Genomic DNA, 23,179 nt, shown 5'->3' with positions numbered 1-23,179 from the left:
TGGGGCAAGCGACCGCTTAGTATGCGCAGGAGCACGGTCGACGACAGCCCCGTGGAGGCCCCGCATGCAGGCATGGCAAGTGCACGAGAACGGTGAGCCGGGCGAGGTGATGCGCCTCGTGGAGGCGGACCGCCCGCGGCCCGGTGAGGGGCAGGTGCTCCTGAAGGTCCGCGCCGCCGGCGTCAACTTCCCGGACGCGCTGCTCTGCCGGGGCCAGTACCAGGTCAGGCCCGAGCTGCCCTTCACGCCCGGCGTCGAGATCTGCGGCGAGACCGGGGACGGGCGGCGCGTGCTCGCCACCCCGGTCCTGCCGCACGGCGGCCTCGCCGAGTACGCCGTCGCGGACGCGCGGGCGCTGCTGCCCGCGCCCGACGCCCTGGACGACGCCGAGGCCGCCGCGCTGCACATCGGCTACCAGACGGGCTGGTTCGGCCTGCACCGCCGCGCGCACCTCCAGGAGGGCGAGACGCTCCTGGTGCACGCGGCGGCGGGCGGCGTCGGCAGCGCGGCCGTACAGCTCGGCAAGGCGGCGGGCGCCAGGGTCATCGGTGTCGTCGGCGGCGCCGAGAAGGCGCGGGTCGCGCGCGAGCTCGGCTGCGACCTGGTCATCGACCGGCGCGCGGACGACATCGTCGGCGCGGTCAAGGAGGCCACCGGCGGCCGGGGCGCGGACGTGGTCTACGACCCCGTGGGCGGCGACGCCTACGCCAAGTCGGCCAAGTGCGTGGCCTTCGAGGGCCGCATCGTCGTGGTTGGCTTCGCGAGCGGGTCCATCCCCTCGCCGACGCTGAACCACGCCCTGGTGAAGAACTACTCGATCATGGGGCTGCACTGGGGCCTGTACAACACCAAGGACCCCGCGTCGGTCGCGCGCTGCCACGAGGCGCTGACCGAGCTGGCCGCCAAGGGTGCCATCAAGCCGCTGGTGAGCGAGCGCGTGCCGATGGGCGGCGCCGCCGCGGCGGTGCAGCGCGTCGCCGACGGCCTCACCACCGGACGCGTGATCGTCCTTCCGCACGGGGGTGCCGCATGACCGACGCGAACCGACTGCGCGAACTGACCCGGGAGTTCCTCGCCGCGCACCCGCCCGCGAGCACCGGGCGCGGCGACTTCCTGCGGGCACGCTTCGACGCCGGACTCGCCTGGGTGCACTACCCCGAGGGTCTCGGCGGTCTCGGCGCGCCGCGCTCCCTGCAAGCCGTCGTGGACACCGAACTGGAGGCCGCGGGCGCGCCCGACAACGACCCGCGGCGCATCGGCATCGGCCTCGGCATGGCCGCCCCGACCGTCCTCGGCTTCGGCACCGACGAGCAGAAGCGCCGCTTCCTGCGTCCCCTGTGGACCGGCGAGGAGGTGTGGTGCCAGCTCTTCAGCGAGCCGGGCGCCGGTTCCGACCTCGCGGCGCTCGGCACCCGCGCCGTCCGCGACGAGGCGAGCGGCGACTGGATCGTCAACGGCCAGAAGGTGTGGACGTCCAGCGCGCACAGCGCCCGCTGGGCCATCCTCATCGCCCGCACCGACCCCGAGCAGCCCAAGCACCGCGGCATCACGTACTTCGTGTGCGACATGACCGACCCCGGCGTCGATGTGCGCCCGCTGCGGCAGATCACCGGCGAGGCCGAGTTCAACGAGGTGTTCCTGACCGACGTGCGCATCCCCGACGCGCACCGCCTCGGCGGGGTCGGCGAGGGCTGGAAGGTCGCCCAGACCACCCTGATGAACGAGCGGGTCTCGATCGGAGGCATGCGCATCCCCCGCGAGGGCGGCATGATCGGCCCGGTCGCCAGGACCTGGCGCGAGCGCCCCGAACTGCGCACCCACGACCTGCACCAGCGCCTGCTGAAGCTCTGGGTCGACGCCGAGGTGGCGCGGCTCACCGGCGAGCGCCTGCGCCAGCAGCTCGTCGCGGGCCAGCCGGGCCCCGAGGGCTCCGGCATGAAGCTCGGCTTCGCCCGCCTGAACCAGGAGATCAGCGGCCTGGAAGTGGAACTCCTCGGCGAGGAGGGGCTGTTGTACGACGACTGGACGATGCGTCGGCCCGAGCTGGTGGACTTCACGGGCCGCGAGGCGGGCTACCGCTATCTGCGGTCCAAGGGCAACAGCATTGAGGGCGGGACCAGCGAGGTCCTGCTGAACATCGTCGCCGAGCGCGTCCTCGGCCTGCCCTCCGAGCCGCGCACCGACAAGGACGTCGCCTGGAAGGACCTCGCGCGATGAGCGACCTGCTGTACTCCGAAGAGGAAGAAGCGCTGCGCTCCGCGGTGCGCGACCTGCTCACCGACCACTGCGACGCCGCGGCCGTGCTCGCCCGCGTCGAGACGGCCGAGCCGCACGACCGCGAGCTGTGGAAGGCCCTCACCGACGGGATGGGCCTCGCGGGCCTCCTCGTCCCCGAGGAGCTGGGCGGCCAGGGCGCCACCCACCGCGAGGCCGCGGTGGTCCTGGAGGAGCTGGGCCGGGCCGTGGCGCCCGTCCCGTATCTGACCAGCGCGGTCGTCGCCACCGAGGCGCTGCTCGCGTGCGAGGGCGAGGCGGCGCGCGAACTGCTCGTCGCCCTCGCGTCGGGCCGCACGGTGGGCGTGCTCGCGGTGCCGCTGTCCGGCGCCCCCGGCGACGACCACGCCGGCGTGCGGGAGCGGGACGGGGTCCTGCACGGCCGCGTGACCGCGGTGGCCGACGCGGCGACGGCGGACGTGTTCCTGGTGCCCACGGCCACCGGGCTCTTCGCGGTCGACGCCGCGCGGGACGGGGTCACCGTCGAACCCGCGGCCTCCCTCGACCTGACGCGCCCCCTCGCCGCCGTCGCCTTCGACGGGGCACACACGCGCGCGCTGGCCCCGGAGGCGGGCCCCGCGGTCGCCCGCGGGCTGCGGGCCGGGGCCGGGCTTTTGGCCTCCGAGCAACTGGGCGTCGCCGAGTGGTGCCTGACCGAGACGGTCGGGTACGTCAAGGAGCGGCACCAGTTCAACCGGCCCGTCGGCTCCTTCCAGGCCCTCAAGCACCGGCTCGCGCAGCTCTGGCTGGAGGTGGTCAACACCCGCGCCGCGGCGCGCAACGCCGCCGACGCGCTGGCGACGGGCGACGTCGAGTCCGGCCTCGCGGCGGCCCTCGCCCAGGCCTACGCGGCGCCGGCCGCCGTGCGGGCCGCCGAGGAGGCGCTGCAACTGCACGGCGGTATCGGCATGACGTGGGAGCACCCCGTCCACCTGTACCTCAAGCGCGCCAAGGCCGACGCGATCGCGTACGGCACGGCGGGCCGGCACCGTGCGGCCCTCGCGGAACTGGTGGATCTCCAGGCGCCCTGAACCCCACCGAGCCAATCACATGCAGCCCACACGTACCACGTGTGGGCTGCTCGTTTTATCGACTCCTTACGTGAGGCATAATTGCGAGCTGTTCGCAATAACCGTTGATCTTCAGTAGGGGTGTGGAGCATGAGGGCCCGATCGATACGAGCTGCGGGCGGCGCGGCGGCGGCCGTCGCGCTGGCGGTCGCGGCCTCCGCCTGCTCGGCGCCGGGTGACGGCGGCGGCTCGGGCGGCGCCAAGGACTCCGCGGTGGTCGGCATCGCCTACGAGCCCGACACGCTCAGCCCGCTCCTCGGCTACGGCAAGGACGGCAACTCCAAGATCTTCGACGGTCTGCTCACGCACGACGCCGACATGAAGCTCAAGCCCGCCCTCGCCGCGGAGCTGCCCGAGGTCACCGACGACGGCAAGACCTACACGTACAAGCTGCGCCAGGGCGTCAAGTTCAGCGACGGCAAGCCGTTCACCGCCAAGGACGTCGTCTTCACGTACGAGACGATCCTCGACAAGAAGACCAACAACGCCTCCAAGACCGAGCTGGACGCCGTCAAGAGCGTCGAGGCGAAGGGCGACGACACCGTCGTCTTCCGGCTCAAGTACCCCTACGCTCCCTTCGCCGAGCGCACCGTCCTGCCCATCGCCCCCGAGCACGTCGCGGGCAAGCAGGACGTCAACAACGGCTCCTTCACCACCAAGCCGATCGGCACCGGACCGTACGAGCTGGTCAAGTGGTCCAAGGGCGAGAAGCTGTCCTTCAAGGCCAACCCCGACTACTGGGGCGGCGCGCCCAAGGTGAAGAACTTCACCATGGCGATCATCAAGGACGACGACATCCGCGCGACCCGGCTCGACGCCGGAGAGCTCGACGGGGCGATCCTGCCGCCCAACCTCGCCAAGAAGTACAAGAACGACGGCGACAAGAAGACCTACACCGCCAAGACCTTCGACTACCGCGTGGTGACGCTCCCCACCGGCAACAAGGTCACGGGCGACACCGCCGTCCGCCGCGCCCTCGACGTCGGCGTGGACCGCGAGGCCATGGTCGACTCGATCCTGGACGGCGCCGGCAAGGAGGCCTACGGGCCCGTCCCGACCGACAGCCCCTGGTTCACCCGGGGCACCGAGCGGAAGTTCGACGCCGCCAAGGCCGAGAAGATCCTCGACGACGCCGGCTGGAAGCCCGGCAAGGACGGCGTCCGCGAGAAGGACGGCGTCCGGGCCGCGTTCCCGCTCTGGTACCTCTCCGGCGACAAGCTCCGCCAGGAACACGCCCTCGCCTACGCCTCCGACGCCAAAAAGATCGGCATCAAGGTGGAGGTGCAGTCCGGCACGTGGGAGGTCATCCAGCCGCGCATGCCCAAGGATGCCGTCCTCGCCGGCGGCGGCTCCCCGGCCGACCCCGACTTCGACCAGTACACCCTCCTGAAGTCCTCGCTCGCCGGCGACGGCTTCAACAACATGGCGCACTACGACAACAAGAAGGTCGACGAGGCACTGGAGGACGCGCGCAGGAGCGGCGACCACGCCGAGCGCAAGGCCGCCTACGACACGATCCAGCGCGAGCTGGCCAAGGACCCCGGCTACACCTTCCTCACGCACATCGACCACCTCTACGTCGTCGACAAGCGCTTCGGCGACCTCACCACCCAGACCGAGCCGCACGACCACGGCCTCGCGTCGGGCCCCTGGTGGAACGTCGAGGACTGGCAGCCGAAGAAGTGACCTCCGCGATAGCGCAGGCACCGGGGAAGGCGGCACGGCGCCGCCTTCCCTGGGGGCCGATGGCGCGCCTCGCGGGACGGCGCGCGCTGTTCGCCGTCCCCGTCCTGCTCGTCGTCACCTTCGGCGTCTTCGCCATCGCCGCCGCCTCGCCCTTCGACCCCGTCAAGGCGTACGCGGGCACGGCGGGGCTCACCGCCTCGCAGGAGAACCTCGACCAGCTCCGCGCCAACCTCGGCGTCGACAAGCCGCTCGCCGCCCGCTGGTGGGACTGGCTCACCTCGGCCCTCACCGGCGACCTCGGTGACTCCAGCGTCCTGCGCCAGCCCGTCGCCGACGTCATCGGCGAGCGGGTGGGCTGGTCCGTGCTCCTCGCCGCGACCGCCTTCCTCGTCGCGATCCTGCTCGGCACCACGCTCGGCGTCCTCGCCGCCCGCCGCCCCGGCGGCTGGCTCGACCGCGCGGTGACCTCGCTCGCGTACACGCTCGAAGCGGCGCCGCCGTTCTGGCTCGGCCTGCTCGCCGTCTGGCTGTTCGCGCTGAAGCTGGGCGTGCTGCCCTCGGGCGGCCTGACGGACACGGCCAGCTCCACCGTGACGGCGGGGCAGGTCGCGAGCCACCTCGTGCTGCCCGCGGGCGTGCTCGCCGTCTCCCAGCTGCCCTGGTTCGTCCTCTACGTGCGCCAAGGCGTCGGCGACGCGCTCGGCGACGACCCCGTGCGCGGCGCACGCGCCCGCGGCCTCGCCGAACGCACCGTGCTCCTGGGCCACGCCCTGCGCTCCGGCATGCTGCCCGTGCTCACGCTCATCGGCTCCCGCGTGCCCGAACTCATCACCGGGGCGCTGCTCGTGGAGACCGTCTTCAGCTGGCCCGGCATCGCGGCGGCCACCGTGCAGGCCGCGACCGCCGTGGACTTCTCGCTGCTCGCCGCGCTGACCGCCCTCGCCACGGCCGCGGTCCTGCTCGGCAACCTCGTGGCCGACCTCCTGTACGGCCTCGCCGACCCGAGGGTGGGTTTCGATGGCTGACACCAAGGACCTCGTGTGGCGCGCCAAGGGCGGCGTACGCCGCTCCACGCGCGCGTGGCGGGTACGCACCTCCGCCGTCCTCGTCGCCGCGGTCGTCCTCGCCGTCCTCGTCGTCCCGCCGCTCGTCAACCTCGACGAGCAGGCCGTCGACCTCGGCATGAAGCTCCACCCGCCGTCCCTCTCCCACCCCTTCGGCACCGACGACGTCGGCCGCGACCTGCTCCTCCGCTGCGTCTACGGGCTGCGGGTCTCCCTCCTCGTAGGCGTCGTGGCGGCGGTCGTCGCCACCGTCATCGGCACCGCAGTGGGCGCGCTCGCCGCGGCCTCCGGAGGCTGGGTCGACCGGATCGTGATGCGGCTCGTCGACGTCTTCTCCTCGGTGCCGCACCTGCTGCTCGGCATCTTCATCGTGGCGATGTTCCGGCCCGGCGTATGGCCGGTCGTCGTCTCGGTGGCGCTCACCCACTGGCTGTCCACCGCCCGCATCGTGCGCGCCGAGGTCCTGTCCCTGCGCTCACGGCCCTACGTCGACGCCGCCATCTCCGGCGGCGCCTCACGGCTGCGCGTCGCGGTACGGCACCTGCTGCCCGGCGTCCTGCCGCAGGCCGGTCTCGCCGCCGTCCTGATGGTCCCGCACGCCATCTGGCACGAGTCCGCGCTGTCCTTCCTCGGCCTCGGCCTGCCCACCCACCAGGCGAGCCTCGGCACCCTCGTGCAGAGCGCGCGCGGCTCGCTCCTCGCGGGCGACTGGTGGCCGACGCTCTTCCCCGGCGTGTTCATCATCGTCCCCACCCTGGCCATCGCGGGCCTCGCGGGCGCCTGGCGGGAGCGGATCAACCCCCGGCGCCGATCGGAGCTGATGCTGTGAAGCCCGTCCTTTCCGTCCAGGGACTCTCCGTACGATTCCGGATGCGCGGCGGCAGCCACGTCTCCGCCGTCACCGACGTCTCCTTCGACCTCGCGGCGGGGGAGTGCCTCGCCCTGGTCGGCGAGAGCGGCTGCGGCAAGTCGGTGCTCGCCTCCGCGCTGCTCGGGCTCCTCCCGGAGAACGCGGAGACCGCCGGGTCCGCGCTCCTCGGCGGCCTCGACCTCCTGACCGCCGACGAGCGCACCCTCGCCCGCTCCGTACGGGGACGGCGCGTCGGCCTCGTCCCGCAGAGCCCGGCCGCGCACCTGACCCCGGTGCGGACCGTGCGCTCCCAGCTGGAGGAGAGCCTGCGGGAACTCGCGGGCGTACGGAAGCCTGCGCTGCGGGCCGCCGCGGAGCAAGCCGCCGAACGGGCCGCGTTCCCCGCCGGCCACCTCGACCGCTACCCCCACGAACTCTCCGGCGGCCTCGCCCAGCGCGCCGCCACCGCGCTCGCCCTCATCGGCGACGCCCCGCTGCTGCTCGCCGACGAACCCACCACCGGGCTCGACCGCGACCTCGTGGACCGCACGGTCGACGAGCTGCGCCGGCATGTCGGCGACGACCGCGCGCTGCTCCTGATCACCCACGACCTGGCGGCGGCCGAACGGATCGCCGACCGCGTGGCGGTGATGTACGCGAGCCGGGTGGTGGAACTGACCGACGCGCCGGCCTTCTTCGGCGCGCCCGGCCCCCGCCACCCCTATGCCCGAGGACTCCTCGACGCCCTGCCCGAGCGGGAGTTCACGCCCATCCCTGGCATGCCGCCCGAGCTGACCGCGCTGCCCGCCGGGTGTGCGTTCGCGGCCCGCTGCGACCGCGCCGACGAGGCGTGCGCCGCCCTGCCGGGCCTCGTCGCCGGCGCCGCCTGCCACCACCCCCATGTGAACGTGCTGGAGTCCCCCCGTGCTTGAACTGCGCTCCGTCACGGCCGGCTACGACCGCGCGGCCCCCGTCATGCGGGGCGTGGACCTCACGATCGCCGCCGGGGCGTCCGTCGGGCTCCTCGGCCCCAGCGGCTGCGGCAAGTCCACGCTGGCCCGCGTCGCGGCGCTGCTGCACCGCCCCGACGCCGGGCAGGTCGTCATCGACGGCCAGCCCGCGCGCGGCTGGCGCCACCGGGCGCCCCGCGAGCAGCGCACCGCCTTCGGCGTCGTCTTCCAGCAGCCGCGGCTCTCGGCCGACCCCCGCCTGACCCTCACTGACCTCATCGCGGAACCGCTGCGCGCGGTGGGCCGGGCCCCGGAGGCCGCCGCCGTGGTCCCCGCACTCGCCGCCCGCGTCGGCCTCGGCAAGGACCTCATCGGCCGCCGCCCCCACGAGGTCAGCGACGGCCAGCTCCAACGCGCCTGCCTGGCCCGCGCCCTGGTCCTCCGACCCCGCTGGCTCATCTGCGACGAGATGACGGCCATGCTCGATGCCTCGACGACCGCGTCGCTGGTCCACGTGGTGGAGGAGTACCGGGCGGAGCACGGGGCGGGCCTCCTGGCCGTCGGCCACGACCGCGTGCTCCTGGAGCGCTGGTGCGACGGGACGACGCACTGGGACGACCTCACCGGCGGCCTCTGACCGGCCCGGCGAGCGGCGTCGACGGCACGCGCCCCGGGAGACGCCGCCCAGGGCCGCCCGGGCAAGGAACGGTCCCGTGCCGGGAGTTCGAAGGGCCCGATTCAGACGTTCGTCACCCGCAGGACAGGTGTGCGGCCCCATACTCTCCGAGGCTCCGCACACCACCGCACCGTGCGGTGCCACGCACCCCGCGGCGCGCCCCGCGCCCCGCCCGTCCCTCGCCCCGGGAGGCAGACAGACATGGCCCTCACCACCCGTCGCAGAGCCCTCGCCACCCTCGGAGCCGCCCTCGCCGGCGGCATCGCGCTGCCCGCCCACGCGCAGGCGGGCGAACGCGGACCGCGCCACCCGCGGCCCCGGCCGCTCCGCCACGCCCACGCGCACAACGACTACGAGCACCCCCGGCCCCTCCTGGACGCCCTCGACCACCGGTTCACCAGCGTCGAGGCCGACATCCACCTCGTCGACGGACAACTCCTCGTCGCCCACGACCCCGTGGACCTCGACCCCCGCCGCACCCTCGAATCCCTCTATCTGAAGCCGCTCGCGGCCCGTGTCCGCGCGAACCACGGGTCGGTGTACCGAGGGCACCACCACACCCCCTTCCAGCTCCTCGTCGACATCAAGACCGAGGGCGCCGCGACCTACGCCGAGCTCCACCGCCACCTGCTGCCCTACCGGCGGCTGTTCACCTCGTACTCGCACGGCAAGGTGCGCCGCGCCGCGGTCACGGCCGTCGTCTCCGGTGACCGCGCGGCGCGTGGCCCGATGGCGGCGCAGAAGGTGCGCTACGCCTTCTACGACGGTCGCCTCGCCGACCTCGGGACGTCGGCGCCCGCCTCCCTCATCCCGCTGATCAGCGACAACTGGTCGCTCAACTTCGGCTGGCAGGGCGTCGGGCCGATCCCTGCTGCCGAGCGCGAGAAGCTGCGCGGCATCGTCTCCGCCGCGCACGCGCGCGGGCAGCGCGTCCGCTTCTGGGCCACGCCCGATCTGCCGGGGCCCCGGCGCGACGCGGTCTGGGGCGAACTGCTCGCCGCCGGTGTCGACCACCTCAACACCGACGACCTCGCGGGGCTCGAAGCCTTCCTCGACGCACGCCGCCGGTGACCGGGGCCGGTCGGCGCCCTTCCCAGTAACACCCGTTCGGAGCACAGGTCTAAGGCCCGGACTCACCCTCCGCTACGCGACACTGACGGCCGGGAGCCGCGGTGTCGCGTGGCGGAGGAGGTTCTTGGGATGGCTGTCTCGATCTCTGTGGTGCTGTTGCTGCTGATCCTGGCGGTGGTCTTCCTGCGCAACGGCGCCCTGAAGATCTCACACGCCCTGGTCTGCGCGCTGCTCGGCTTCTACCTGGCCGGTTCCAGCATGGCGCCGACGATCCACGACGGCCTCACGGCCACCGCCGACATGGTCAGCGCCCTCCAGCCCTGACCGGGCCGGCGCGCTGCGGCTACGTCCGAGAGAACACGCCGATCCCGTTCGGCACCGGGCGCTCCGCCCCGCCGCTCGGGTTGTTGCGCACCGTCACCGCGTCGGCGCCCGGGGCCCGCGCGACCAGCGTGGCCGTGGCCGAGACCAGAGCCGACGAACCGCCGCCGTCCAGGCTGAAGCCCTCGGTGGCGCCGAGACCGCGCAGGGTGTCGGCGACCTCGGCGATCGTCAGCCCCGTACGGAACTCCGGTGAGCCGTCGAGCGCCAGCAGCAGCAGGCGCCTGCCGTTGTCGGAGATCCCCGCGGCGGTCCGCACCGCCGAGGTCCGCGCGTCGAGGCCGGGCAGCGGCGTGCCGTTCCGCAGCACGGGGTAGCCGCCGAGCGCGAAGCGGAACGGGATGTGCGACCTGGCGGCCACGAGGCGGTGCCGGACGCTCACCGGGTCGCCCACCGACAGCTTCCGCAGCTCCTGCGCGCCCGCCTCACGGCCGACGAGCACCGTGGCGCCGCGCGCGACGGGACCGCTCCCCGGCGTGTCGGCGGTGGCCACGACACGCCCGTGGCGGACCGTCACCTCATGGGTGTCCGTGCTGCACGGCGCGCCGCGGCTCGTGTCCGTGCCGCAGGTCGAGCGCACCCGGGAGACGGAGCCCCAGTCGCTGGTGAACGCCCCGACGGAACCCACCGGCAGGGCGTACTGGTTGAGCCCGCCCAGCGGCAGGCGGGCGTCCGGCGTGCGCACCCGCCCGGTCAGGGCGAGGTCGTCCAGGCGCGCCCTGCGGTCGAATCCGACCCCGATGACCGCCTTGGTGCTCACACCGGGAGGCATGGCGGGCCCGAAGCGCTGGCCGTCGGGGACCGCGCCCTTCAGCGCGCGCCCCGCGGCGATCGCGGGACCGACGGGCGCGCCGGTCGCCTCGACGCCCGGATGCTGGGTCTCGCTGATGTTGAAGAAGTCGCCGTTGATGCCGCCGACCGCGCCGGAGCCGTCCGCGAGCGCGGAGACGGGTGAGCGCGCGGCGACCTTGCCGGGATAGAGCAGCCCGACGCTGGTGCGCGGGTCGCGCAGGTCGATGTCGAGCACGTGCGCGCGGGCCGTGCCGCCCGAGCCCGGCACGTCGAAGTACCGGTACTCCACGCCGGGCGCGATCTCGGTGGCCGCGGGCCGCGCGGCGGTCACGGGAGCGCCGCTGGCCGGCGCCGCTCCCGTGAGAGCCGCACCGGCCAGCGAGCCGAGCGTGGTGATGAGGGCGCACGTCGTTCTGAACCGCCCACTGCGGTGTGTCTGCCGGGTCACAGATCCCCCCTGGTGTCGGCCGGGCCCCAACTGTCCCAGCAGACCTAGTGGTTCACCAGACGGGAGCGGTGGCTATGTTCCGACCAGCCGGGAACGGATCAGGAAACGCACGCCCTCCGGGGCCTCCAGCGAGAAGCCGCTGCCCCGTCCTGGCACCACGTCCACGATCAGCCGGGTGTGGCTCCACACCGCGTACTGGCTCTTCGACATCCAGAACGTTACGGGTTCCGCGACGCCGTCCACGGCAAGCGACGCGAGCCGCACGTCCGATTCGCCGGTACGGAACTCACCCTCGGGGTAGCACATGGGGGCGCTGCCGTCGCAGCAGCCGCCGGACTGATGGAACATCAGCGGCCCATGCGCCTCGCGCAACCGGCGGACGAGCCGGGCGGCTTCGGGGGTCAGCTCGACCCGGGGCACCTCGTCCTTGCTCTCCTGACGGTCCATGGGAGGACCCTTCCGCACGCCACGTTGCAACGGGGTTGCGGCCCCCGGCGGCGTGGGCCGATCGGGGGAGCGCCGGGCCGCGTCACCGCGCGGACCCGGTGGCGGCGCGCCGCGCGCTGCGCGAGGATGGCCCCTTTCCTGTGGGGCGTCCGTGGAGCGGAGGCAGCGCGATGGGATCACACGCGGCGACGGCGGGGCGGCGCAGGCGCAGGCCACTGGTGTTCGGCTCGCTCGGCGTGGCGCTGCTCGCGGCACTGCTGAGCGTCCCGAGCGCGGGCGGCGCGCCCGTGTCCGCCGATGCCTGCCGCACCGGGGGCGCCGCGATGCCGGTCGGCGACTGCGGGCCGTTCTGGCAGGTCCTCGCCGAGGACTTCGACGGCGACCGGGTGCCGCTCGGCGCGTTCAGCGACTGCGACCACCACGCCGACACGTCCGCCGCGTACTGCGCCGGACTCACGGGTTCCTACCGCGACAACTGGTGGGCGTACCCCACCGGCTGGCCCGACACCGCGCACGACCGCGACCGCGACGTCGTGGGCGTCTACCATCCCGAGGACACCGTGAGCGTGGGACCCGCGCAGGACGGCGACGGCCGTATGCGCATCCGGATGTGGCGGCCCGCCGACAAAGGCCCCGTCCACGCGTCGGCGGTCGTACCACGTGCCGTCATGCAGATGAAGTACGGCAAGTACAGCGCCCGCATCAAAGTGACCAAGCAGGCTCCCGGGTACAAGTCGGCCTGGCTGCACTACGGCGGAGGCTGCGAGATGGACCACCCCGAGGGCGAGTGGACCGGTCCCCTCAGCGCCTTCCACCACCCCTGCGGAGGCGGCGAGCAGGGCTCCTTCAAGGGCGCGGACGACTGGACCTCCTGGCACACCGTGTCGACCGAGTGGACGCCGGGGCACGTCCGGTTCTTCGTGGACGGACGGCAGACGGGACACGACACGCGGGGAGTGCCGGACCAGCCGCTGTCCTGGGTCCTGCAGAACGAGAGCGCGCTCGAAGGCCCGGGAGCGGCGCCCGGCAGCAGCGCCCAACTGGAGATCACCTGGGTGACGGCCTACGCGTACGGGTGGAAGTGACGGCGGACCGGCCCCACCGCCGCCGTCTTTCCGGAACGGAGGGTGAAGTCCCGTACAACCCTTGTGCACCATCCCGTGTCGAACAGGGCGCCGGACAAGGAACGGGCCCTTTCCGGACACCCCCGCGCCTGCCCGGCCACATCCCTTCACAGGAGCCGCTCGTGCGCAAGAACCGTTCGGCCGCCCTCGCCGCGGCATCGTTCCTCCTGCTGACCGGGGCCGGTATCGCCGCCGCCCCCACCGCCTACGCCGGCACCCCCGGCGGCACGCACGCCGACGACCGCAACAGCGACTTCAACGGCGACGGATACGAGGACGTCCTGGTCGGCGCTCCCGGCGCCACCGTGAGCGGGGCCAAGGGAGCAGGCCTCGTCACGGTCCAGTACGGCTCCACCAGAGGCATCGGCACGACCAACGTGGCCCGCTTCAGCCAGTCGACGTCCGGCGTGTCGGGCGCGGCGGAGGCGGGCGACGGCTTCGGCAAGGCCGTCGCCACGGGCGACCTCGACGGCGACGGCTACGACGACGCGGTCATCGGCATCCCCGGCGAGGACCTCGGCGACACGGCGGACGCCGGCGGCGTCGCGATCCTCTGGGGCTCCAAGGAGGGCCTCAAGGGTGCGGCGAGCGACTGGCTCCAGACCCAGGAGCCCACCAAGGGCGAGCAGTTCGGCGCGGGCCTCGCCGCCGCGCGCTTCACCGCCGAGACGCCGGGCGACCTGCTCGCCGTCATGGGCCGCTACGGCGTGGAGCTCTTCGCCTACGACGCCGCGCCGCAGGCCAGGGGCGAGGCGCCGCTGCGCCGCCAGGCCGTCGAGCGGCTCGCGAAGGCGGCCGGGGAGCGCCACATCCAGCCCAAGTCGCTGACCACGGGCGACTACGACGACAACGGGTACGCGGATCTCGTCGTCTCCGGGGTGACCCTGGGCGACGAGGAGCCGGGCCACGGCTGGTCCGTGCAGTACGCGGGCGGCGCCGACGGGCTCGCGTACAAGAACGAGTTGCGCGGCGGTCCCGCCGCGGCCTCGGGCGACATCAACAACGACGGCTACGACGATCTCGTGACCGGCGAGCCCGCCTCCCCGGACGACGGCGGCGAGACGATGACCGGCGGTCTGGTCGGCGTGCGCTACGGCACCGCTGACGGGCTGCTCGACGAGGCCAAGTGGTGGACGCAGGACGCCGCGGGCGTGCCCGGGGTCGCCGAGCGCGGAGACGGCTGGGGCGCCGACCTGTCCGTCGCGGACACGAACGGCGACGGCTACGCGGACGTCGCCATCGGCGCGCCCGGCGAGGACATCGGCGCCGTCGCCGACGCGGGCGCGGTGTGGGTGCTGCGCGGTTCGGAGAACGGGATGACGGCGACCGGCGCCAAGTCCTTCGACCAGGACACCGCGGACATCCCGGGAGTGCCCGAGAAGGGCGACAAGTGGGGCGCGCAGGTGCGGCTCACGGACCCGAACCGCGACGGCCGCTCCGGTCTGCTGGCCGCCGCGCCCGGCGAGAACGCCGGGGACGGCTTCGTCTGGACCCTTTCGGCCGACTCGGGCGGTGTGACGGCGTCCGGCACCTGGTCCTTCGGCGCGGCGACGCTGGGCGCACCGGCCACGGGCGCGGCGTTCGGCGCGGCGATCGACGAGTGAGCGGGGGCTGACGGGCCGTCCGGCCGGACCACCGGCCGGACGGCCCCGGCCTCAGCCCAGGCGCTCGACGCGGATCTGGGCGGGCGGGAAGGGCGAGGAGGACGTCGTGCCGGCCGACCAGTGGCCGCCGTCCGTCCCCGGGATCGCGGTGATCGCCTCCGGCATGTACGTGGCCGGCACTTCGGGGCCCCGCTCGCTGACCCAGGCCGTGCCGTCCCAGCGCAGGTAGTGCGCGCGCTTCTGGTCCCAGAAGTCCCAGCCGGAGATCCGGTCGGGCCGGCCCGCGGCGTCCTCCGTGATGCCGCTCAGCAGGCCGACGCCGAAGGGCGCCGCGACCTGGGTCCACTGAGTGCCGTCGTAGTGCTGGAGCACGACCGAGGGCGGCTTGCCGGGCGGCCCGCCCACCCCGTACGAGAAGCCGGTCAGCCAGATGTCGTCGTGCGCCACCGGCAGCAGCCCTGACACCGAGGCGCGGATGCCGACGTTGCGCGGGATCACCGTCCAGGCGCCGTCCCAGCGGGCGATGACGTCGCCGAAGACCCACACCTCGCCGCCGCGCGTGACCCGCACCCCGTACGGCGTGGGCGCGGCCTCGTCCGGCAGCGGCCTGCACCAGCGCCACTTCCCGCCGGCGCCGCGCAGCAGTCCGGCCCGGCCCTCGTGGCGCCCCGCCACCCAGAAGCCGCCGTCGGGCCCGGCGGCGACGGCCGTCAGCTTCGTCCCCGCGGCGCCGCGACCGGGGAACGCCCTCTCGCGCCAGGTCGTGCCGTCCCACGCGAGGAGCTGGTCGCGCCCCGCGGTGTCGGTGCCGAGGGCCAGGGCCGTGGTGCCCGAGGGATTGACGGCGACCGAGCGCAGGCCGCCGGTGTACGCCAGGTGGGAGAGGTCGGTGGCCGACCAGTCGGCGCCGTTCCAGCTCAGGGCCATGGGGGTGCCGAGGGTGCCGCCGGAGCGGCCCTGCTCGCCCACGGCCCAGGCGAGGTCGGGCCCCGCGGCGGCCAGCGCGGTGAGGTGGGCGGCGGGCTGCCCGGCCGGTGCGGGCGCCTCCCGCCAGGAGGCGGCCCGCCGGGCGTTCGCGGGACGGGCGGCGGCGGTGGCGGCCAGGGGCAGCGGCAGGGCCGCCCCCGCGCCGACGGCGGTGATTCCACGGACAAAGGCGCGTCTTCGCATCACAGGAGCCTCTCCTCGCGAGCGTGGATGTACCCAGGGTGCGCAACACCCTGAACCGGGCACCGTGCGGCGTCAATGCACGCGGATGCCAGTTTCACGCTTCGGCGGGGACCGAAACGACCCGTTCCTAGGGTTCGATCATGGACATCGCGCAGCACCCCACGCCCCCCACGGCCACCGGCCACCGGACCATCACCCCGAGCATCCTGTACGTCGGCACCCCCGTCGCCCTCCTGACCACCGAGAACGAGGACGGCACGGACAACCTCGCCCCGATCTCCTCCGTCTGGGCCCTGGGGCAGATCGTCGTCCTCGGCCTCGGGGCGGAGGGGCAGACCGCGCGCAACCTCCGTGAGCGGAGCGACCTGGTGATCAGCCTGCCGTCACCGGACATGTGGGAACACGTCGAACGGCTCGCGCCCCTGACGGGCCGGTTCCCCGTGCCGCCGGGCAAACCGGCCGGGTGCCGGTATGAGGCGGACAAGTTCGGCGTCGCGGGACTCGCCCCGCAGCGTTCGGAGCTGGTGCGCCCCTCGCGCGTGGCGGGCTGCCCCCTGCAGTTCGAGGCCCGCGCCGCGCGGGTGAGCCAGGGCGTGGCGGACTGGTACGTCACCGTCGAGGCCGAGGTGCTCAGGGTGCACGCCGACCCGGCGGTGGTCGTCCCCGGCACCCAGCACATCGACCCCGCGGCCTGGAGCCCGCTGATCTACAACTTCCGCCACTACTTCGGCCTCGGCCCCGAACTCGGTCACTCCCACCGCACCGACACGCCGCGCTCCGCATGACGGGCGCGGCGCCCACGGAAGCGGGTCTTCCGCTGGAATAGACCTCTGAGAGGCTGGTCTGCACCAACTGCCGCTGGTCATCGGGGGTTTGGGCGCCGAATGTTCGCCTTATCCGCACGCGGCGGCCGTGTGGATGAGGGGCGAATATCGTCGTTTTGTTCCACAAGGCACCCAAGTCAATTGTTGACAGCGGGAGTTGGTCTAGTCCATTTTGGTGGTACGCAAGTTCGACGAGGGGCGGCTGGGACACGCGCTGCCCCGGCGGACCCGAAGAGGTCCGGCGAGAACCGAACCTTGGAGCACCACATGCCAGCGCCCGACCGCTACCTCCACCGAGCCGCCTCCGACGTCCCCTACTTCAGCGCCGACGGGGACACCTACCTGGCCCAGACCCAGCTGCGGGACCTGACCAAGACACGGCCGCTGAAGGTGCTCTCCGAGGAGGACTTCGCCTTCTGGCAGACGTACGGCTACGTCGTCGTGAAGCAGGCGATCCCCGCCGAGTCGGCCAAGAACCTCCTCGACTTCGCCTGGGAGTTCCAGGGCCTCGACCGGGGCCGCCCCGAGACCTGGTACGAGGAGCGCGAGTTCCGCTCGGACCTCGACCGCGAGCTGCACATCTACGGATTCGTCGAGGCGTACCACCACCAGCTCATCTGGGACAGCCGGCAGACCCAGCGGGTCTACGACGCCTTCACCGACGTATGGGACTGCGCAGAGCTCTGGGTCACCCTGGACCGGCTCAACCTCAACCCGCCCAACGTCAAGAACCGCTCCCGCTCGCTGATCGCGCCCACCGAGCGCGGCTTCGACATCAACCTCCACTGGGACATCGACACCAGCCTCGGCATCCTGCCCCAGCGGGTCCAGGGCATCATCGCCCTCGACGACACCCGGCACGAGCACGGCGGCTTCCAGTGCTGCCCCGAACTGTTCCGCCGCTTCGACCGGTGGAAGGCGCTCCAGCCCGACGACCGCGACCCGATCCGCCCCGCGATCGACCAGGACGACATGCCGGTCGTCCGACCCGAGCTGGAGGCCGGTGACCTGCTGATCTGGAACGGCCTGCTGGCACACGGCGTCGCCCCCAACACCTCAGAGAACGGTGTACGGGCCGTGCAGTACCTGTCGATGATGCCCGCCCTGGAGGGCCACGAGGAGCTGCGCCGCTCACGGGTCGACTCCTGGAGCAACCTCAGCACGCCGGAGTGGAACGCCACCCTGCTCGGCGACGCCGACAAGCCCGAGGCCCTGCGGTACGGCACCGCCGCCCTGAACGACCTCGGCGCCAAGCTGCTCGGCCTGAAGTCGTGGCACGGCACGGACCTCGACCAGCCGATCGGGGAAGCCGCATGCGACGCATCTGCCTGACCCTGCCCACCAACCGGGCCTGCCCGGACACCATCGCGGCGATCGGGCAGGAGGCGGCCTACGCCACCGCCCACTTCGACGTCGAGGTGCACCTGCTGATCCTCGACTCCTCGGACCCCGCCACGTTCGCCGCCCACGCGGCGGCCGTCCACGCGCTGCCCGAGGACCCGCGGGTCAGCGTCCACCACCTGGGCGAGCCGGAGCAGCGCGCCTTCCTCAGCCGGGTGATCGCCCGCGCGGACGTCGCCAAGCCCGAGCTGATGCTGGAGCTGATGCTCCCCGCGGCGGTCTCCTACGGCGCCTGCACCAACCGCGCGTTCCTCTTCGCCGCCGCGCTCGGCTGCGAGTCCGTGCACCGCAGGGACTCCGACAGCCGCTACCAGCTCCTCGACGGCGAGCCCGTCTTCCCCGTCCACCACGAGCTGGCGTCCCTCGGCAAGAGCGCGGTCGACGCGGCGCACGGCGCCGTCGAGACCGCCCTCGCGCCGCGCCACCTGCACAAGCGGGTATCGATGGTCGGCGGCTCCTTCGTGGGTGAACTCTCCGTCGACATCGGTGAGATACGCGCCCTCGACCCCGGGGCCTACCACGATGTGGTCAGCCTCTGGGCGCCGGACGACTGGACCGACGAGCAGAAGCGGGAGCTGGTCGACGAATCCTTCCGGGGCGCTGGCTCCGAGACCTTCACGGACGACCGGGCGACGCTGACACTGGTCGACCCGATGCGCGTCGACATGTGCAACATCGCCTTCCACGGAGTGCACGAACGCGTGCCGCTGCCACCCGCGACCGACACCATCGGCAGCGACTACTTCCTCATCCACCTCGTCCACGACGCGGCGCTGCCCGGCGTCCTGCACAACCGCGACATCGTCAACTACTACACCGCGGAACGCAGGACCGACGCCGGCTTCATCGCCTACCAGACGCGCTTCGTGAAGTTCTTCCTGTCGATGCTCTACTTCAACTTCATCTACGAGCGGATGGCCGAGGCCGGGGAGGCCCTGCTCGACGCCGACGGCCGGGTCCGCGCGTCCGCGATCAGCGAGTTCGCCCGGCAGAGCACCGCGCTCGACCAGGCGGGGAACGTGCGGCGCCTCGACCGCGTCGACGCCGCCTACCGCCGGCTCGGCGGGCGCTACGCGCACTTCGCCGACCTCCTCGCGGAGCGCCGCGAGCGGTTCCTGGACGAGGCGCGCGGCGACATCGAGGACTTCGCGCTGCTCACCGAGGCCTGGGGGTCCCTGATACGGGCGGCCGGGGACGCCGGTGCGCATCTGACGGCGAGGCGGCCGGCGTGAGCGCGACGATGACGTGCGACACCGCGCCGCTCCCCGCGACGGGCCCGGGGGCCGCACCCCGGCTCCTGGCCGCCCTGGCGGCCGCCGACGACGACCGGATCGTCTTCGACCTGGCGGGGATCGAGGGAGCGTACGAGGCGCTGCTCCGCGAACTGCCCGGCGTCGCCGTCCGCTTCGCCATGAAGGCCTGCCCGGTCGACGAGGTGCTCGCCCGGCTGGCCGCGCGGGGCTGCGGCGTCGACGCGGCCAGCCCCCACGAGGTCGAGCAGGCGCTGCGCGCCGGGGTGCCGATCGGCAGGACGCACTACGGCAACACCGTGAAGTCCGACCGCGACATCGCCGACGCGCACCGCCTCGGCATCACGGACTTCGCCACCGACAGCCTGGAGGACGTGACCGCCATCGCGCGGCACGCGCCCGGCGCCCGGGTGTTCTGCCGGCTCGCGACCACGGGGGAGGGGGCGCTCTGGGGGCTCAGCAACAAGTACGGCTGTTCACCCGCCGACGCCGTCGCCATCCTGGAGCGGGCACGCGAGCTCGGCCTCACCCCCGCCGGGCTCTCCGTGCACGTCGGCTCCCAGCAGATGACGGCGGACGCCTGGAGCGACGCCTGCGACCTCATCGCCGACGTGCTCACCGCCCTGGCCCGGCGCGGCATCTCCCTCGACCACGTCAACCTCGGCGGCGGACTGCCCGCGCTCGGCTACCGCGACCAGCACGGCACACCGCTCGCCCCCCCGATGGACAAGATCTTCGCGGTCATCCGTGAGGGCATGGCGCGGCTCGCCGCGATCCCGGGCCACCGGCTCGGCTTCGTCATCGAGCCCGGCCGCCATCTCATCGCCGACCACGGCGCCATCCGCGCCCATGTCTCCCGGCTCGCCGCACGGCGTCGCCCCGACGGCGAGCGGCAGTACTGGCTCTACCTGAGCTGCGGCAAGTTCAACGGCCTGTACGAGATGGACCAGTTGCAGTACCGCCTGGTCTTCCCCACGCACCACGACGCCGATCCCGTGCCGGCCGTCGTGGCGGGCCCCACCTGCGACAGCGACGACGCCTTCTCGCACGAGCACGGCCTCGTAGCGGTACCCGAGGCGCTGGCCTCGGGCGACCCGGTGTGGGTCCTGTCCAGCGGCGCCTACGCGACCAGCTACATGACGCAGGGCTTCAACGGCTTCGGCCCGCTGGCGTACACCTGGACGGAGGGCGGGGAAGCGTGAGCCGCACCCATGTGCTCGATGTGCCCGCCGACCAGGCGGTACGGGTGCGCCGTATCGACGAGGCCGACTGGGACGGCATCGTGGAGCTCGAAGCCCGCGCCTACACACGGCTCGGCCTCTCCGAGGGCAGGGACGCGCTCAGGTCCCGGACGCTCGCCTCGCCGGACACCTGCTTCGCGCTCGACCTCGGGCCCCGGCTCGCGGGCTATCTGCTGGCCCTGCCCTACCCGGAGGAGCGGTACCCGGATCTGCACAGCCCCGAAGGGCGGCCCGAGGCCGCCCCGCGCACGTCGCGCAATCTCCACCTGCACGACATCGTCGTCGCCGAGGACCTGCGGCAACGGGGGCTCGCCCGCCATCTGGTCGACGCGCTCACCGCCACGGCCCGTGCGCACGGGTACGAGCGGATCTCCCTGGTGGCCGTGGGCGGCAGTGACCGGTACTGGGCGCGGCACGGATACACCGCCGACGAGGCGGCCGGTCTCCCGGCCGGGTACGGCCCGACGGCCGTGTACATGTCCAGGGCGGTGCCGGTGGGTCCGGCGCCGCGCGACGGAGAAGTGGGCTGATGCGGGTGCTCCGCGTACGTGATCCTTTCCACCGCGGACAGCTGGCGATCGCCGCCCTGTTCTGCGCCCTCGGCTTCCAGTACGCCACGTGGGCCGCGCGCATCCCCGCCCTCAAGTCCGACCTCGGTCTGACGGCGGCCGAGGTCGGGGTCCTGCTCATGGCCGCGGGCGTCGGCGCGGCCGTGTCGTTCCCCCTGGTCGCGGCCCTGATGCGGCGGTTGGGCTCGCAGCGTCTCGCGCTGCTGTCCGCCCTCGCCCTGGCCCTGGTCCTCCTCGCGCTCGCCGCGGCGCCGAACTACCCCGTCGCCCTGCTCGTCATGTGCGTCGACGGTGTGCTCGTGGGCTGTCTGAACGTGGCGATGAACGCGCAGGGCGCGGCTCTGGAGGGCCGGTACGAGCGCAACGCCATGGCCCGGCTGCACGCGACGTTCAGCGCCGGCTCGCTGCTCGCCGCGCTGCTCGCGTCCGGCATGAACGCGGTCACCTCCGCGGTCGCCGCGCACTTCGGCGCCGCCGCGGCGCTCCTGCTCCTCCTCGTGGTGGTGGCGCGCACCGGCCTCCTGGCGGACGAACCGGCCGCGGGGAAGCCCGAGAAGGCGGAGGAGACGGAGGAGGCGGAGGCATCCCGGGAGGCCGGGAAGAAGCGGGCGCGGAAGTGGGCCGTGCCGTCCGCCCTGACGCTGTGGATGTGCGTCGCGATGGCGTTCGGCACCGTGACCGAGGGCGCCATGAACGACTGGTCGGCGCTCTACCTGGAGGAGGTCGCCGACGCGTCGGAGGGCCTCGCGCCCCTCGGCATCGCCGTCGTCTCCGGGATGATGGTCGTGGCCCGCCTCTTCGCCGACGGCTGGCGCAGCCGCTTCGGAGACGGCCGCGTGGTCCTGCTCGGCAGCGCCCTGGCGGGCGTCGGACTGCTCCTCGCCCTGGTCAGCGGCGGCCTGGTCCCGGCCCTGATCGGCTTCGCCTGCGTCGGCCTCGGCATCGCGGCCGTCACCCCGTGCGTGTACGTGGCGGCGGCGGGGCAGGGCTCGGACTCGCTGACGCTGGTCGCGGCCATGGGCACGACGGGGCTGCTCGCCGGGCCGCCGCTCATCGGCTTCATCGCCCACGCGAGCAGCCTGGTCTGGGGCTTCGCCGCCGTCGCCGCCTCGGCGCTCGTCGTCGCCGCGTGCAGCACCAGGATCCGGTGGACGCCCGCGGGGCAGCCGAGCGGCGCCGCGGAGCAGTTGAGTCACACCTGACCGCTCCCGGCGCGTGCGTATCCGGCCGCCACTCGTGCTTACTGGAGGGTAGGCACACAGACCCCGTTGTTATACCTTCTGTCTAACAACGGGGTCGTGGCGTGCCGTGCCCGGCGGCGTCGCGGACCCCTCTGCCCTGACGTCCGAGTCAAGGAGCCGCAGCGATGGCAAGCAGCACTGTTCGGCCGAGCGCACAGGACGACCCACCGGAGGGCGACATCGCCCGGCGGCTGCTGCACTCGGCCGCCGTGCTGGCGTACGACCCGGCCACCGAGGTCGACTGGGAGACCCCGCTGGACCGCGGTTACCACGGCGCGAGCCCCGAGTGGAGCACGCTCTACGGAACCGCCTACTGGCGCGAGATGACCGAGGAGCAGCGCAAGGAACTGACGCGGCAGGAAGCCGCCTCGGTGGCCAGCACCGGCATCTGGTTCGAGATGATCCTCCAGCAGATGGTGCTGCGCGACGTGTACGCCAAGGACCCGACCAGCGCCGAGGTCCAGTGGGCGCTCACGGAGATAGCCGAGGAGTGCCGCCACTCGATCATGTTCGCCCGCGGCGCCGAGAAGCTCGGCGCCCCGCCGTACCGCCCGCACCGGTTCGCGACCGAGATGGGCAGGGTGTTCAAGTCGGTCGCCTTCGGTGAGGCCGCGTACGCCGCGATCCTCGTGGCCGAGGAGGTGCTCGACGTCATGCAGCGCGACTGGATGCGCGACGAGCGGGTGGTGCCCTTCGTGCGCACCATCAACAACATCCATGTGGTCGAGGAGTCGCGGCACATGAAGTTCGCCCGCGAGCAGACGCGCAAGCACCTCGCGGGCGCGGGCCGCGTGCGCCGCCGGTTCAACGCCCTGGTCATCGCCATCGCCTCGTACGTCATCGTCACCAGCATGGTGAACCGCGAGGTGTACGCGAACGCCGGGCTCGACGAGAAGCGCGCCCTCGCCGAGGCGAAGGCCAACGAGCACCACAAGTCGATGCTGCGCTCCAGCTGCGCCGGGCTGATGGAGTTCCTGGCCTCGTGCGGGCTGCTCACCAAACCGGCCCTGGTGTTCTACAAGCGCGCCCACCTCATCTGAGCCGAT

22 protein-coding genes are annotated in these 23,179 nt (G+C 73.2%); 19 read left to right on the top strand and 3 right to left on the bottom strand.

The window, feature by feature from the left end; all coding sequences use genetic code 11:
- The first annotated feature begins 64 nt into the window (after window positions 1-64).
- From DCW30_RS13305 to DCW30_RS13260, 10 genes are all read left to right on the top strand, one after another.
- A complete protein-coding gene (locus tag DCW30_RS13305; protein WP_076687352.1) occupies window positions 65-1,033 on the top strand; it encodes an NADPH:quinone oxidoreductase family protein in 969 nt (322 codons plus the stop codon).
- Window positions 1,030-2,217: an acyl-CoA dehydrogenase family protein gene (locus DCW30_RS13300; protein ID WP_076687353.1), complete on the top strand. Its 1,188-nt coding sequence runs from the start codon at window positions 1,030-1,032 to the stop codon at window positions 2,215-2,217. Before DCW30_RS13305 ends, DCW30_RS13300 begins: the two co-directional genes overlap by 4 nt.
- A complete protein-coding gene (locus DCW30_RS13295; protein ID WP_076687354.1) occupies window positions 2,214-3,305 on the top strand; it encodes an acyl-CoA dehydrogenase family protein in 1,092 nt (363 codons plus the stop codon). The genes DCW30_RS13300 and DCW30_RS13295 overlap by 4 nt, the downstream gene beginning before the upstream one ends.
- A 129-nt stretch (window positions 3,306-3,434) precedes the next feature.
- Complete coding sequence (locus tag DCW30_RS13290) at window positions 3,435-5,030, top strand: ABC transporter substrate-binding protein (RefSeq protein ID WP_076687355.1); 1,596 nt, start codon at window positions 3,435-3,437, stop codon at window positions 5,028-5,030.
- Between the two features lie 59 nt (window positions 5,031-5,089).
- The gene (locus DCW30_RS13285) at window positions 5,090-6,055 is read left to right on the top strand and encodes an ABC transporter permease (RefSeq protein WP_062778521.1); all 966 of its coding nucleotides are present in this window, start codon (window positions 5,090-5,092) and stop codon (window positions 6,053-6,055) included.
- On the top strand, window positions 6,048-6,923 hold the full coding sequence (locus DCW30_RS13280) for an ABC transporter permease (RefSeq protein ID WP_076687356.1): 876 nt from the start codon (window positions 6,048-6,050) through the stop codon (window positions 6,921-6,923). Before DCW30_RS13285 ends, DCW30_RS13280 begins: the two co-directional genes overlap by 8 nt.
- 41 nt (window positions 6,924-6,964) lie before the next feature.
- Complete coding sequence (locus DCW30_RS13275) at window positions 6,965-7,876, top strand: ABC transporter ATP-binding protein (RefSeq protein ID WP_076687357.1); 912 nt, start codon at window positions 6,965-6,967, stop codon at window positions 7,874-7,876.
- Window positions 7,869-8,531, top strand: coding sequence for an ABC transporter ATP-binding protein (locus tag DCW30_RS13270; protein ID WP_076687358.1), 663 nt, complete (start codon window positions 7,869-7,871; stop codon window positions 8,529-8,531). Before DCW30_RS13275 ends, DCW30_RS13270 begins: the two co-directional genes overlap by 8 nt.
- Window positions 8,532-8,771: 240 nt before the next feature.
- A complete protein-coding gene (locus DCW30_RS13265; protein WP_076687359.1) occupies window positions 8,772-9,641 on the top strand; it encodes a phosphatidylinositol-specific phospholipase C/glycerophosphodiester phosphodiesterase family protein in 870 nt (289 codons plus the stop codon).
- Between the two features lie 129 nt (window positions 9,642-9,770).
- Window positions 9,771-9,965 (top strand): hypothetical protein, encoded by a 195-nt coding sequence (locus tag DCW30_RS13260; protein WP_062778509.1) that lies wholly within the window; start codon window positions 9,771-9,773, stop codon window positions 9,963-9,965.
- A gap of 19 nt (window positions 9,966-9,984) precedes the next feature.
- On the opposite strand, the gene DCW30_RS13255 is transcribed toward DCW30_RS13260, so the two are convergent.
- Window positions 9,985-11,262, bottom strand: coding sequence for a phosphodiester glycosidase family protein (locus DCW30_RS13255; RefSeq protein WP_079250215.1), 1,278 nt, complete (start codon window positions 11,260-11,262; stop codon window positions 9,985-9,987).
- A 72-nt stretch (window positions 11,263-11,334) separates the two neighbouring features.
- The gene (locus DCW30_RS13250; RefSeq protein ID WP_076687360.1) at window positions 11,335-11,709 is read right to left on the bottom strand and encodes a DUF779 domain-containing protein; all 375 of its coding nucleotides are present in this window, start codon (window positions 11,707-11,709) and stop codon (window positions 11,335-11,337) included.
- A gap of 170 nt (window positions 11,710-11,879) precedes the next feature.
- Between DCW30_RS13250 and DCW30_RS13245 the strand changes: the two genes are divergently transcribed.
- Together DCW30_RS13245 and DCW30_RS13240 are read left to right on the top strand one after the other, a co-directional pair.
- Window positions 11,880-12,794, top strand: a complete 915-nt coding sequence (locus tag DCW30_RS13245; protein ID WP_076687361.1) for a glycoside hydrolase family 16 protein — start codon at window positions 11,880-11,882, stop codon at window positions 12,792-12,794.
- A 161-nt stretch (window positions 12,795-12,955) separates the two neighbouring features.
- Complete coding sequence (locus DCW30_RS13240; RefSeq protein ID WP_076687362.1) at window positions 12,956-14,437, top strand: FG-GAP-like repeat-containing protein; 1,482 nt, start codon at window positions 12,956-12,958, stop codon at window positions 14,435-14,437.
- Window positions 14,438-14,488: 51 nt separating this feature from the next.
- Here DCW30_RS13240 and DCW30_RS13235 read toward each other — a convergent pair whose 3' ends face one another.
- Window positions 14,489-15,607: an NHL repeat-containing protein gene (locus tag DCW30_RS13235; protein WP_076687363.1), complete on the bottom strand. Its 1,119-nt coding sequence runs from the start codon at window positions 15,605-15,607 to the stop codon at window positions 14,489-14,491.
- A 140-nt stretch (window positions 15,608-15,747) separates the two neighbouring features.
- Here DCW30_RS13235 and DCW30_RS13230 point away from each other — a divergent pair, with 140 nt between their 5' ends.
- The 7 genes from DCW30_RS13230 to DCW30_RS13200 all read left to right on the top strand — a co-directional run bounded on the left by DCW30_RS13230 (window position 15,748) and on the right by DCW30_RS13200 (window position 23,173).
- Window positions 15,748-16,392: a flavin reductase family protein gene (locus DCW30_RS13230; RefSeq protein WP_076687364.1), complete on the top strand. Its 645-nt coding sequence runs from the start codon at window positions 15,748-15,750 to the stop codon at window positions 16,390-16,392.
- Between the two features lie 306 nt (window positions 16,393-16,698).
- On the top strand, window positions 16,699-17,763 hold the full coding sequence (locus tag DCW30_RS13225) for a phytanoyl-CoA dioxygenase family protein (RefSeq protein WP_076687365.1): 1,065 nt from the start codon (window positions 16,699-16,701) through the stop codon (window positions 17,761-17,763).
- Window positions 17,745-19,064 carry a DUF6271 family protein gene (locus DCW30_RS13220; protein WP_076687366.1) on the top strand — a complete coding sequence of 440 codons (1,320 nt, stop codon included), beginning with the start codon at window positions 17,745-17,747 and terminating at the stop codon, window positions 19,062-19,064. The genes DCW30_RS13225 and DCW30_RS13220 overlap by 19 nt, the downstream gene beginning before the upstream one ends.
- 8 nt (window positions 19,065-19,072) lie before the next feature.
- Window positions 19,073-20,284, top strand: a complete 1,212-nt coding sequence (locus DCW30_RS13215; RefSeq protein WP_076689599.1) for a type III PLP-dependent enzyme — start codon at window positions 19,073-19,075, stop codon at window positions 20,282-20,284.
- Window positions 20,281-20,853 carry a GNAT family N-acetyltransferase gene (locus tag DCW30_RS13210; RefSeq protein WP_076687367.1) on the top strand — a complete coding sequence of 191 codons (573 nt, stop codon included), beginning with the start codon at window positions 20,281-20,283 and terminating at the stop codon, window positions 20,851-20,853. Before DCW30_RS13215 ends, DCW30_RS13210 begins: the two co-directional genes overlap by 4 nt.
- Window positions 20,853-22,094, top strand: a complete 1,242-nt coding sequence (locus DCW30_RS13205; RefSeq protein WP_076687368.1) for an MFS transporter — start codon at window positions 20,853-20,855, stop codon at window positions 22,092-22,094. The genes DCW30_RS13210 and DCW30_RS13205 overlap by 1 nt, the downstream gene beginning before the upstream one ends.
- Before the next feature lie 164 nt (window positions 22,095-22,258).
- Entirely contained in the window at window positions 22,259-23,173 is a 915-nt protein-coding gene (locus DCW30_RS13200; RefSeq protein ID WP_076687369.1) for an AurF N-oxygenase family protein, read from the top strand.
- The last annotated feature ends 6 nt before the right edge of the window (window positions 23,174-23,179 follow it).

It is taken from the genome of Streptomyces alfalfae (genome assembly GCF_004127445.1).
Lineage (GTDB): Bacteria > Actinomycetota > Actinomycetes > Streptomycetales > Streptomycetaceae > Streptomyces > Streptomyces alfalfae.
Note: the sequence above shows the minus strand (reverse complement) of the source record. Positions and strands in the feature narration are given on the sequence as shown.